Here is an 11,804-nt window from a genome sequence, read left to right on the forward strand (position 1 = left end):
AGAGAACCCCCGAGCGAACCCCGAGCGAAGAGGAAGCGCATGATGCCCGCAGTGAGCAGGGCCGACATCGCCCCCACGGCCTACGCCTGGGAGATCCGGGCGGCCGGGCTGAAGGTCAGGGTCGGCAGGAACCGGATGGCCGTCGACGGGCTCGACCTGTCGTTGGGCCCCGGCGTTCACGGTCTTCTCGGTCCCAACGGGGCCGGCAAGACCACCCTCATCCGGGCGCTGGCCACCGTGCTGCGCCCCACCGGAGGCGAGCTGGAGCTGCGCGGGGAGTCCATGGGCGGGCTGGGCGAGCACCGTGCGCTGCGCCGCCGGATCGGCTACCTGCCGCAGGAGTTCGGCTACTACAAGCGCTTCACCGTGCGCGAGTTCGTTGAGTACATGGCATGGCTGAAGGAGGTGCCCAGGGCGGACATCCCCGCGGCGGTGCAGCGCGCCGTGGAGCGGGTCGGCCTGGCCGACCGCGCCGACGAGCGGATGAAGGCCCTGTCGGGCGGGATGGTGCGGCGGGCCGGCATCGCCCAGGCCATCGTCAACGACCCGTCGATCCTGCTGCTGGACGAGCCGACGGTCGGCCTGGATCCGGCGCAGCGACTGCGCTTTCGCAAACTGCTCCAGGAGCTGGGGACGGACGCCTGCGTGGTCGTCTCGACCCATCTGGTGGAGGACGTGGCCGCCGCCTGCACCGACGTGGTGCTCCTCGCCGAGGGGCGGCTGATCTTCCAGGGCGCCCCGGGCGAACTGGCCGCGGCGGGCGGCCCGGAACACGTGGGCGACAGCCCGCTGGAGCGCGGCTACTCGGCGCTGCTCCTGGACCCCGTACCGACGAAGGGCGCCTGGTGAACCTCCGTATCCTGCGCATCGAACTGAGGCGGTCCGTCGCCCCGTGGGCCGGCGTCGTCGTCCTGGCGACCGCGCTCGCGTTCCTGTTTCTCGTTTCCGGACCGTGGTGGAAGGGCACCGCGCTGTGGACGGCCCAGTGGACCTCCATGGCCCTGTGGACCCGCTACCTGCTGACCTTCCTGTGGCCGCTCGCTGTGGGGCTCGGGGCGCTCCAGGGGCTGCGCGACCCCCGCTCGAAGATGTCCGAACTGCTGACCAGCACCCCGCGACCCGCACGGCACCGCGCCGCCGCCCTGGCGGGCGTCATGGCATTCACGCTGGTCTCGGCCTTCGCGCTCCTCGTCCTCCTGGGCGCGGTGCGGGTGCTCGCCGGCGACGCCTCGTACACCCACCTCGGCTGGCTGCCCATCTCGCTGGTGGCGGCGCTCGCGCTGGCCGCGGTGGCCGTACTGGGCATGGGGGTCGCGCGGGCCCTGCCCTCCGCCCTCACCCCGCCCGCGCTGGCCGTGGGCGCCCTCGTGCTCACCAGCTTCCTGCTGCGGCAGACCACGGACGACGCGGTGCCGGCCTCGGCCGCGCCGAACCGTCTCGCGCTGCTGTCGCCGGCGGTGGCGGATGTACGCGAAACGCTCCTCACGCTCTCCGTGCCCGTACACCTCGGGCAGACGATCTGGCTGCTCGGCATGGCCGCGACGGGCCTCGCGCTGCTGGCCGCCGCCGGCCCGCGCGCCCGGCTGCTCGCCCTCACCCCCCTTCTGGCGGGCGGGGCCATCGCCCTGCTCGTGCTCCCGGCCAACCCCCGCGACACGTACGTCGTCGACCGGGCCGCGGCGGCGCAGGTGTGCGACGGCCCGGTGTGCGTGACGACGGCCCGGCGGGCGCGGCTCGACGACCTGGCGGGTCCCGGCAGGGAGGCGCTGCGCCTGCTGCGCGGCGCCCTGGGCGACCGGGCGCCCGTCACCATCCACGAGACCACCGTCCTGAGGGCGATCGGCGCCAGGCCGGAACGGTCGCGCGACTCGGTGCTCATCGACTTCGACGACCCGATGATCGACGCCGCCAAGGGCAAGCAGCTGGCCCGGGCCCTGGTCGCCCAGGGCCTGGCCCCGGGGTGCTACCCCCGCAGCAGCATCGAGAGCGGCACGCTGGAGGACACCGCCACGCAGAGCATCGGGGCCGCCTGGGCCCTCGGGGAGGACCTCCGACCGATCGACGGGACCATGTACGGCGCGAGTTACCAGGCCGACGTGGCCCGCCCGGTGTGGAAGAAGCTCGTCGCGCTGCCGCAGTCGGAGCAGCGGCAGCGGATCAGGGCCATGCACGCCGCCGCGGTCTCCTGCTCGGGTGACCCGCTCGCCGCGCTGACCGGCGGTGCGTCCCGGTGAGATGGCTGACGCTGTACGCGCGCTCGCGGCAGGCGCCCGCCTCGCTCGCCGCGGTGGTGATCACCGCGGTGGCGGTGTGGGCACTCGCCCGGATCGGCGGTGGGGGGCCGGGAGATCCGCGGCTGTCCACGCTCGTCCTCGCCGCGGGGGCGACGGCGGTCTCGGTCGGACTCGGCGGGCAGGACCTCGCGTTGGACCGGACGGCCGCGATCCGCTGGATGCCCCGCCGGGCGGCGCACGTGCTGCTCTGCGGCGTGCTCATCGGCGCGGTGCTGCTGGCGGTGCACACGATGAGCGGGCAGCCGGCCTCCCCTGCCTTCGTCGTGCGCAACACCGCGGGGCTGATGGGACTCGTCGCCATCGGGGCGGCCTGGTGCGGAAGGCAGTACGCGTGGATCCTGCCGTTCGCGTGGCTGTCGTCCTCCTTCGTCGTCCCGCCTTCGACGGACGTGGCGACGCAGGTGCTGACCTGGATGCTGCTGCCGCCCGGCACGGCGGCCGGCACCTGGACGGCCCTCGTCCTGGCCGTCACCGGCACCGCGGTCTACGCCGTCGGGGGCCCGAGGCGTTAGCTGCGAGACGGTCACGAAGCGCCACGGTCACCTGTACCGGGCCGCGAGGGATACGGGGTGGGGGGAGAGCTGGCCGCCGGAGGGGGAGTGACACCGCCCGAGACCGGTACCGGTACCGGTACCGGTACCGGGTCCGCGGCTGGCTCCGTGGCCTGTACGGACGGCTCGGCCGCGAAGCCCAGACGGCCCCGGGTGGCGGCCAGCACGATGAGCGCCGCCGTGACGGCGGCCACCAGGAACGCCTGGGAGCCCTGCTTGTCCGTCAGCTTCGGGAACATGTCGGCCCAGGCCATGGAGAAGAAGTTGTTGACGCTGGTGTGCAGCAGCATGACCAGCGGCATGCTCTCGCCCGAGCGGTTGAACACCCACGTCATGACGGCGCTGAAGGCGAGTGCGGTGACCATGAACTCCACCACGCCCATCGGGTCAAGGCCCCGCCCGCCGCCCCAGTCGGTCAGGAACAGCGGCAGGTGCCACGCGCCCCACAGGAGGCCGACGACGAGGGTCGCGACCAGCGGGCCGTAGCGGTTCTGTATCCGGGGCATGGCAAACTCGCGCCAGCCGGGCTCCTCCGCAAGGCCGGTCGTGATCATCTGGATCAGCAGGCCGGGCAGGTACATGGCGAGCACCATGGCGCCGGGGAGTACGGGTTCGGTGTCCGTCAGCGCGACGGAGGCGAGGGTCAGCGCGGCGGGGACCGAGACCATCACCAGCAGATACCACTGCCAGCCGACCCGGAACTTGGTCATGCGGGCCCGCCAGTTCCGCAGTCCCTGACGGCCCTCGGTCAGGGAGGTGATCAGCAGGGCCGAGCAGATCGGGCCGAGGTACGCGCCCGGCAGGACGCCCAGGATCTGGCCCGAGCCGCCGGAGCCGAAGTCGTGGTGCCAGACGCCCAGCCCGTTCTCCGACAGGATGTACGGCGTCCAGGCCAGCCAGCTCAGTGCGTACGCGAGGAAGAAGAACCAGGTCAGCGGGGCGCGTTGGAAGGCGCCTCGGATGCCTGAGGTGGTCTGGACGGTCACCGCATGTCCTCTCGGATGGGGCTGGTGTGATGCGTCCAGCACACCAGCCCCGGGGCCACGGATCATTGCCGTGGGCACCCCGAGACGGGGTACAGCAGGCTGTACTCAGACCAGGCGCCGGGCCGCGCTGTCGGTGACGACGAGCCAGGGGATCCACTTCCAGGGTTGTCGGAGATGGCTGGGCGCGCTCTGAACGCTGTCGGGCGGAGGCGAATGCAACGGGAACTGCAACTGCGGTGCGGCTTGGAGCGAGGGCCTCCGTCTTCGTGGTGGTCTATTCAGGGGGACGTCGGTAGCTGGTTGAGCGGCCTCTTCCCCCAAGTTGCTCGATCAGTCCGTGTCCGCGCAGTGCGCGGAGGATCTTGCGGATGTTGGCAGGGGACAGACCAAGAAGCTTCTGGAGGTCGGTCACCTGTTGGGGGCCTTGGACCAATGCGTCGTAGACGCGTTGCTCGGACTCGTTCAGGCCGATGCTCGGAGGCGTCGATGTGGTTCGGTGCAGGACGACCGTGAAGCGGATGCCCGCGTCCACGTAGTGCGCCGGCGGCAGGCCGGATTCCGCCAGCGCTGTCCGGACGGTGGGGATGCCGGATGCCAGTGCTTCGATGACGCGTGCTCCGGTTTCCGGGGTGCGTACGTGCTGACACAGTGCGACGAGTCGGGCGTTGCGCGCTGAGGTCACCGCGTCATGGCCGAGGCGTTCGACGGTGATTCCGTACAGGCCGCCGGGGTTGGAAATCACGAGCCGGTCGCGGCGCAGCCGTACCTCGATCGCCAGGCCGGCGGACCAGTTGTCGAGGTCCCGGTGTACGAGGGCGTTGGCGATCAGTTCCCTGAACGCGAGGAATGGGTAATCGAGGCGGTCGTGCACTGTTCCGTCGGGGGCGGACACGATGGTGGTGTCGAAGGTACGACGGGCCCAGGCGAGTGCTTCGTCGAGCATGCGGGGAATCGGGCCGGTGACCGTGGCCTGATTACGGGCACGGGTGCCGGGGGCGTCGCCGGGAAGTGGTTCGGCGGACACCTGGATGACGAATCGTGGGAACCATTGTTGTGGATGCACGCCGAGAGCGAGGACTCCCGCGACTGTTGGGACGCCCTCGGCTGTTGTGACACCGACGCGCCGTAGCAGTTCGGCGTCGTCGGTGAAGCGGCCCAGGCCGCGGGGGTCTCGTTCGCGGACCGAGCGGAGGAACTCGGAGAGCAGTTCCTCGTCGAGGTCTGTGAAGGTCGCCTCGTCGACTGGTTCCCGGTCGAAGCGCGGTGGTTGTCGAGTGGCGAGGAACGCCTGTTCCTCCAGCGCGGAGAGTTCGAAGTCTCCGTCGTACCCGCGTAGGTAGGCGGCTCCGGAGGCGGTGACCTTGCAGGGCTTTGCGGAGGGGGCGCATTCGTGGACGATGGCGACCACGACGGGATGGCCGTCGACGGTTCCATCACTGATGTCGAGTTGGACGGGTGGGGTGAAGGCGCGAGCCTTGAGTGCCAGTCCCTGTTTCAGGTCCTGCGGATTCGACAGCGGGACAGGACGGAATCCGGAGCGCTCATCCAGACCCAGGATGATGGTGCCGCCACCGGGGAGGTTCGCCAGCGCGCTGAGGGTCGAGGTCAGCGACTGCGGCAACCCGCCTGCCGCAGACTTCACCTCGACATTGGTGCAGTCACCGCCCGCTGCTCGCAACTCTGCGATCAGGGCGTCCAGTTCTGTGGCCATGAAGCAAATGTAACCGGCGGGCAGTTACATTTCGCCCGCTTCTGGTTACATTTCACCTGAAGGGATGGCCGATGTCTCGGGATTGAGGGCTGCGAAGCTGCCGGGCTCGGTGCGTCAGATGTGATGCCGCTGTTGTACGCGACGAAAAGTGAGCCGAGGAACAACGTAGGGCCCGACCGCAGTGCGGTCGGGCCCTACATCTGCCCTGGCGGGCGGGTGCGGAGGATACGAGATTCGAACTCGTGAGGGGTTGCCCCCAACACGCTTTCCAAGCGTGCGCACTAGGCCACTATGCGAATCCTCCGCCGCAAACAATACAAGACGCTGAGGGGTGCTCGCGAACACGTTCCCGGGGCCGGGGCCCGGCTCGTTTTCCGGGGGGGGCCATCCGCTAGGGTGGGGACCAGCCCCTCACGTGGCGCTATCTCACCGAACTCCCCCAGGGCCGGAAGGCAGCAAGGGTAAGTGGGCTCTGGCGGGTGCGTGGGGGGCGTTTTCGTTTGCGCGGGAACAAGTGTCAGTGGGTCCCGATAACCTCGTATACGTGTCGTCCCTTGCGCTGTACCGCCGCTACCGTCCCGAGTCGTTCGCCGAGGTCATTGGGCAGGAGCATGTCACTGCCCCGCTCCAGCAGGCCCTGCGTAACAACCGGGTCAATCACGCGTACCTGTTCAGCGGGCCGCGCGGCTGTGGAAAGACGACCAGTGCGCGCATCCTGGCCCGCTGTCTGAACTGTGTGCAGGGGCCCACGCCCACGCCCTGCGGCACGTGCCAGTCCTGCCTGGATCTCGCCCGTACCGGGCCCGGATCCATCGATGTCATCGAGATCGACGCCGCCTCGCACGGTGGTGTGGACGACGCCCGTGACCTGCGGGAAAAGGCGTTCTTCGGGCCCGCCGGCAGTCGGTACAAGATCTACATCATCGATGAGGCGCACATGGTCACCCCGGCGGGCTTCAACGCCCTGCTGAAGGTGGTCGAGGAGCCGCCGGAGCATTTGAAGTTCATCTTCGCGACGACCGAGCCCGAGAAGGTCATCGGGACCATCAGGTCGAGGACCCACCACTACCCGTTCCGGCTGGTGCCGCCGGGGACGCTGCGCGACTATCTCGGCGAGGTGTGCGGCAAGGAGGCCATTCCCGTCGAGGACGGGGTGCTTCCGCTGGTCGTGCGGTCCGGGGCCGGGTCCGTGCGTGACTCGATGTCCGTCATGGACCAGTTGCTCGCCGGAGCGGCCGAGGACGGTGTGACATACGCCATGGCGACCTCTCTCCTCGGGTATACGGAAAGCTCACTGCTCGACTCCGTCGTGGACGCCTTCGCGGCGGGCGACGGAGCCGCCGCGTTCGAGATCGTGGACCAGGTCATCGAGGGCGGCAACGATCCGCGCCGGTTCGTCGCCGACCTGCTGGAGCGGCTGCGGGACCTGGTGATCCTGGCCGCCGTGCCGGACGCGCGGGAGAAGGGCCTGATCGACGCGCCTTCGGATGTCGTGGAGCGCATGCAGGCGCAGGCCTCGGTGTTCGGCGCGGCCGAGCTGAGCCGCGCGGCGGACCTGGTCAACACGGGGCTCACCGAGATGCGCGGCGCGACGTCGCCGCGGCTCCAGCTGGAGCTGATCTGCGCCCGGGTGCTGCTGCCCGCCGCCTTCGACGACGAGCGTTCGTTGCAGGCACGGCTGGACAGGCTGGAGCGCAACGGCGGCGCGTTCATGGCCGCGGCCCCCGGCCCCGCCGTGGGGTACGTCCCGGGGCCGGAGGCGCAGGCACATGCGGCGGTACGGGCGGACGCACCCCCGGCTGTTGCTGCGATGCCCGCTCCGATGGCCCCGGCGCCCGTCGCCGCAGCCCCCGCCCCCGTGATGACCGCGGCCGTCGCTCCGGCGATGTCCGCCCCCGCCGCCGCCCCTCCGGCCGCCCCTGCTCACGCCCCCGCCGCGGAGCCCGCGCGTCGGCCCGGTGGCTGGCCGAAGGCCTCGGCGCCGGGGCAGGGGCCGACAACGCCCGCTCCCGCCGCGCCCGCGCAGGCCGCCCCCGCAGCGACGGCCCCGGCGGGCGCGCCCGTCCCCGCCGCCGCACCCACAGCGGGCGGCCAGGGCATTTTGAACGTACAGAGCATGTGGCCGGGCGTCCTGGAGGCCGTGAAGAACAAGCGCCGCTTCACCTGGATCCTGCTCAGTCAGAACGCCCAGGTCACCGGCTTCGACGGGACGACCCTGCAGATCGGCTTCATCAACGCCGGGGCCAGGGACAACTTCGCGAGCAGCGGCAGCGAGGACGTCCTGAAGGAGGCGCTCGCCGAGTCCTTCAACGTGAAGTGGAAGGTCGAGGCGCTCGTCGACCCGACCGGCGGCGGCGCCCAGCCGTCACCCGGTGGCGCCGGAGGCGGCTTCGCCGGACGGCCCCCGGCCCCCGCCCAGCCGCCCGTCCAGGCCGCCGGCCCCGCCCCGTCCGCCCCCCAGGGCCAGTCCGCCGCACCTCCGTCGCAGGGCAGGCAGCAGCAGCCGCCCCAGTCGCAGGGGCAGCAGGCACCGCAGGGGCCCGCGTCCGATTCCTCCTACGGCTCGGACGCACCCCCGCCGCCGCGGGTCGCGATCGAGGACGACGTACCGCAGGAGGACGACGCGGACCTCGTCGACTCGGCGCTGTCCGGTCATGACCTGATCGTGCGGGAGCTGGGCGCGACGGTCGTCGAGGAGTTCAACAACAACGAGTAGGGCCGGACCGCCGGGCGAGCTGCCCGGCGGGGGGACCCCGGCGCGCGGGCTAGGCTGCACCCCGTGAAGGTCCTCGTCATCGGCGGCGGCGCCCGCGAACACGCCCTGTGCCGCTCTTTGTCCCTCGATCCCGACGTCACCGCGCTGTACTGCGCCCCCGGCAACGCAGGAATCGCCGAGGTGGCCGAGCTGCGCCCGGTCGACGCCCTCGACGGTGCTGCCGTGGCCCGGCTCGCCACCGAAGTGGGCGCCGGCCTCGTCGTCGTCGGCCCGGAGGCACCGCTGGTCGCCGGGGTCGCCGATGCCGTGCGCGCGGCCGGGATCCCCTGCTTCGGCCCGTCCGGGGAGGCCGCCCGCCTGGAAGGTTCCAAGGCCTTCGCCAAGGATGTGATGGCCGCGGCGAACGTCCCCACCGCCCGCAGTTACGTCTGCACCACCCCCGAAGAGGTCGACGCCGCGCTCGATGCCTTCGGCGCTCCCTACGTCGTCAAGGACGACGGCCTCGCCGCAGGCAAGGGCGTGGTCGTCACCGACGACCTCGAAGAAGCTCGCGCACACGCGCTGGCCTGCGCAAACGTGATCATCGAGGAGTTCCTCGACGGCCCCGAGGTGTCGCTGTTCGCGATCACCGACGGCGTGACCGTCCTCCCGCTGACGCCCGCCCAGGACTTCAAACGCGCCCGGGACGGCGACGAGGGCCCGAACACCGGCGGCATGGGCGCGTACTCCCCGCTCCCGTGGGCCGACCCCAAGCTGGTCGACGAAGTCATGCAGAGCGTCCTGCAGCCCACCGTCGACGAGCTGCGCCGCCGCGGCACGCCCTTCTCGGGGCTGCTGTACGCGGGCCTCGCGATCACCTCGCGCGGGGTGCGGGTCATCGAGTTCAACGCCCGGTTCGGCGACCCGGAGACCCAGGTGGTCCTGGCCCGCCTGAAGACCCCGCTCGCCCGGATCCTGCTGGGCTCCGCCAATGGCACGCTCGACACCGAACCCCCGCTGAACTGGCGCGACGACGCGGCCGTGACCGTTGTCATCGCCTCGCACAACTACCCCGGCACGCCCCGCACCGGGGACCCGATCGAGGGCCTCGACGCGGTGGCGGCCGAGGACGCGCCCGATGCGTACGTCCTGCACGCCGGGACCAGGCAGGACGGCGACGCCGTCCTGAGCGCGGGCGGCCGGGTGCTTTCCGTGACGGCGACGGGAGCGGACCTGACGCAGGCCCGCGAGCGCGCGTACGCGGCGGTGGCCAGGATCCGGCTCGACGGGTCGCAGCACCGTACGGACATCGCGCAGAAGGCGGCCTCCGAGGCCTGAGTGAGGCCTGGGTGAGGCCTGAGCGTCGCTGCGGGCCCCCTGGCACTGCCGGGGGGCCCGCAGCGACGGGGGCCCCGCACTTGCCGGCCCCTGGCACTGCCGGGGGCCCCCGGCAGTGCCAGGGGCCCGGACCTCCGATCGGCCGGGCCCTGACACGGCCGGGCCCTTTTCGCAACCCCGCTCCCGGCCCCCTCACGTCAGCACCCTTAGCCAAAGCCATTCCATCGAGTGACCGCTGGGCCATCCGGCTGACGCATGTCGAACCCCCAACTAGGGTGCGGCGAAAGCGTTCCGGCACATGGCCCACCGGCATTGCGATGTCAGTGGTCGGTGCCACAGTGGGGGAGTGAGCAAGCCGTCGCAGGGCGAAGGGGGTGACGTCCGGCTGTGTCCGGTACCGGTTTGAATGTGGAGAAGGGCGTGCGGTCCGCGCGTTCCAGAGCGCTGTCCGTGCTGCGTATCCGCAGCACGGCGCTGGCGGTCGCCCTGCTGCCCGCGGCCGTCGCCGTCGTGCTGCTCGTGGGAGGCGCCACGGACCGTATCGGCGGCGGTAGTTGGGACGCGGCGCGCTGGGCGGTGACTGTCGGTGCGGTGCTGGTGCTGCTGGTCGCGGCCGCCGTCGCGGCCGTGATCGTGCGGGCACGACCAGCTGTCAGCCCGACCGTGGAGATCGCCGAGTCGTCCGCCCCCGATCTCTACCGCCTGGTGCGGGACCTGGCGGACCGCCTCGACGTACCGGCGCCGTCGGCCGTGGCGCTCACGCCCGACTGCGACAGCTGGCTGGAGGACCGTACGCATCCGGCTTCGGCGTCCCCGTCCCTGCCGACCCGCGGCCGGCGCAGGACGACGGCCGCCCCGGTGCTGGTCATCGGCTCGCCCTTCCTGTGGTGGATGCGGGTGGCCGAGCTGCGGGCGGTGCTCGCGCCGGTCGTCGCGGGTACGGGCCCCTCCGCCCACCCCGACATAGCCGCCGCCCGTCGCTTCGTGCGCGGGCTCGACGCCGCGGTCGCGGTCTCCGCCAGGCCCGGACAGAGCGCGATACGCAAGATCCCGCTCGCTTTCGTCGGCTGGGTGTCCCGGCTGCTGCTGCGCGCCTGCCGGGTGCACGCCGCGGAGATGGAGCGGGGCGTCGCGGCCGCCGCGTCCGAGCGGGCGCTGACCGTGGACTACGGGCTGCGGATCGTCGCGCAGGAGCAGGTCGGCCTCGCCTACGCGGGCTGGGACCGGCTGCTGACCCGGGTCGCGCTGCCCGCCTGGCGCATGGGCCGCTGGCCGTCCCGCCTCGACGCGGGCGTGGTCTCCGCCCTCACCGAGCTCTCCCGGCGCGACCGCCTCGCCGAGGGCTTCGCCTCCCGGCTCGGCGAGCGCCCCGCGTGCGACCTGCTGGAGGAGCCCGGCGCGGTGGACGAGGCCACCTCGCTCCTCGCCGCCCGGCTCTTCCACGGCGGGCCCGCGGAGCCTGGCCCCGACTGGTCGCCGGTGGACTGGCAGCAGTATCCGGAGGAGGTCGTCGACCGGAAGTGGCGTGCGGACGCGGCACGGCTGCACCGGGTCCTGGACGACATGGGCGTACGGCGCCCGGCGGACCCGGCGGATCCGGTGGGCCCGACGCTGGCGCGGGTCATCGCACACCTGACGCTGGACCGCGGCGCGGACGGCGGCCATGACAGCGGTGAGTACGGCGCCGCGGAAGCCGCCGCAGCCGCCGAGGGCGACGAGGGTGACGAGGGCAGCGACGCGAAGGCCGTTGAGGGCGGCGGCGGTGGCTCGGAGGCCGGTGAGGCGCTCGCCGCGTGTATCAGCGCCGAAGTGGCCCGTGAGGAGGCGGCGGCGCCGCCCGTCGCGCCGAGCGGCTTCACCGACGAAGACCTCTGGGACATGGGCCCCCTCCCGCTCTTCCCGCTCCAGCCGCCGCGTACAGGGCGGGAGCTGCTCGCCGACCACGTCACGGCGATGGTCTGCTGCGCCGCCGTCGATACGGCCGGTGCGGCACCCGGCCTGGACTGGCTCGACGGGCCGACGCTTCTCGTCGACGGTGAGCGTCGGGCGGACCTGGCGGGCCGGGTGCTGAGCCTGGTCGAGGACGGTGACGCGGAGCCGCTGCGCGAGTGGCTGGCGTCGGTCGGCGTCCGGCCGGAGAAGCCGGTCCGGCTGGTCTGAGGGGCGGCTGGTCCGAGGGGCGGGCGGTCCGAGGGGCAGCGGTCCGAGGGGCGACGGTCCGTCCCCGGG

At 72.1% G+C, this 11,804-nt stretch carries 7 protein-coding genes, 1 tRNA gene, 1 other RNA gene and 2 pseudogenes; 8 read left to right on the plus strand and 3 right to left on the minus strand.

What is annotated here, in order from left to right; translation table 11 throughout:
* The first annotated feature begins 42 nt into the window (after positions 1–42).
* The 4 genes and pseudogenes from ABCR94_RS04840 to ABCR94_RS04855 all read left to right on the plus strand — a co-directional run.
* On the plus strand, positions 43–849 hold the full coding sequence (locus ABCR94_RS04840; protein ID WP_521976182.1) for an ABC transporter ATP-binding protein: 807 nt from the start codon (positions 43–45) through the stop codon (positions 847–849).
* Positions 846–2,234, plus strand: coding sequence for a hypothetical protein (locus tag ABCR94_RS04845; protein WP_347117752.1), 1,389 nt, complete (start codon positions 846–848; stop codon positions 2,232–2,234). The genes ABCR94_RS04840 and ABCR94_RS04845 overlap by 4 nt, the downstream gene beginning before the upstream one ends.
* A complete protein-coding gene (locus ABCR94_RS04850; protein WP_347117754.1) occupies positions 2,231–2,806 on the plus strand; it encodes a hypothetical protein in 576 nt (191 codons plus the stop codon). The genes ABCR94_RS04845 and ABCR94_RS04850 overlap by 4 nt, the downstream gene beginning before the upstream one ends.
* Positions 2,799–2,897: pseudogene (locus ABCR94_RS04855) on the plus strand (small ribosomal subunit Rsm22 family protein); the annotation flags it as partial. The gene ABCR94_RS04850 and the pseudogene ABCR94_RS04855, both read left to right, overlap by 8 nt.
* Before the next feature lie 226 nt (positions 2,898–3,123).
* Here ABCR94_RS04855 and ABCR94_RS04860 read toward each other — a convergent pair.
* From ABCR94_RS04860 to ABCR94_RS04870, 3 genes and pseudogenes are all read right to left on the minus strand, one after another.
* Positions 3,124–3,897: pseudogene (locus ABCR94_RS04860) on the minus strand (CPBP family intramembrane glutamic endopeptidase); the annotation flags it as partial.
* A 208-nt stretch (positions 3,898–4,105) separates the two neighbouring features.
* Positions 4,106–5,542: an ATP-binding protein gene (locus ABCR94_RS04865; protein WP_347117755.1), complete on the minus strand. Its 1,437-nt coding sequence runs from the start codon at positions 5,540–5,542 to the stop codon at positions 4,106–4,108.
* Between the two features lie 219 nt (positions 5,543–5,761).
* Positions 5,762–5,846, minus strand: a tRNA-Ser gene (locus tag ABCR94_RS04870).
* A gap of 98 nt (positions 5,847–5,944) precedes the next feature.
* On the opposite strand from ABCR94_RS04870, the gene ffs reads away from it, so the two are divergent.
* The 4 genes from ffs (at position 5,945) to ABCR94_RS04890 (ending at position 11,735) form a co-directional block, all read left to right on the plus strand.
* Positions 5,945–6,043: signal recognition particle sRNA small type (gene ffs / locus ABCR94_RS04875), an RNA gene on the plus strand.
* 43 nt (positions 6,044–6,086) lie between these two features.
* Positions 6,087–8,258 (plus strand): DNA polymerase III subunit gamma and tau, encoded by a 2,172-nt coding sequence (locus ABCR94_RS04880; protein WP_347117756.1) that lies wholly within the window; start codon positions 6,087–6,089, stop codon positions 8,256–8,258.
* 63 nt (positions 8,259–8,321) lie between these two features.
* Complete coding sequence (gene purD, locus ABCR94_RS04885) at positions 8,322–9,575, plus strand: phosphoribosylamine--glycine ligase (protein WP_347117757.1); 1,254 nt, start codon at positions 8,322–8,324, stop codon at positions 9,573–9,575.
* Between the two features lie 387 nt (positions 9,576–9,962).
* The gene (locus tag ABCR94_RS04890; RefSeq protein ID WP_521976186.1) at positions 9,963–11,735 is read left to right on the plus strand and encodes a M48 family metalloprotease; all 1,773 of its coding nucleotides are present in this window, start codon (positions 9,963–9,965) and stop codon (positions 11,733–11,735) included.
* Positions 11,736–11,804: the final 69 nt, after the last annotated feature.

This window comes from Streptomyces changchenzhani, assembly GCF_039766235.1.
GTDB lineage: Bacteria > Actinomycetota > Actinomycetes > Streptomycetales > Streptomycetaceae > Streptomyces.

Bases quoted from the DNA above. Each gene is read 5' to 3' on its own strand.
- ABCR94_RS04840 (WP_521976182.1), top strand. From the start codon at position 43: ATGCCCGCAGTGAGCAGGGCCGACATCGCCCCCACGGCCTACGCCTGG.
- ABCR94_RS04865 (WP_347117755.1), bottom strand. From the start codon at position 5,542: ATGGCCACAGAACTGGACGCCCTGATCGCAGAGTTGCGAGCAGCGGGC.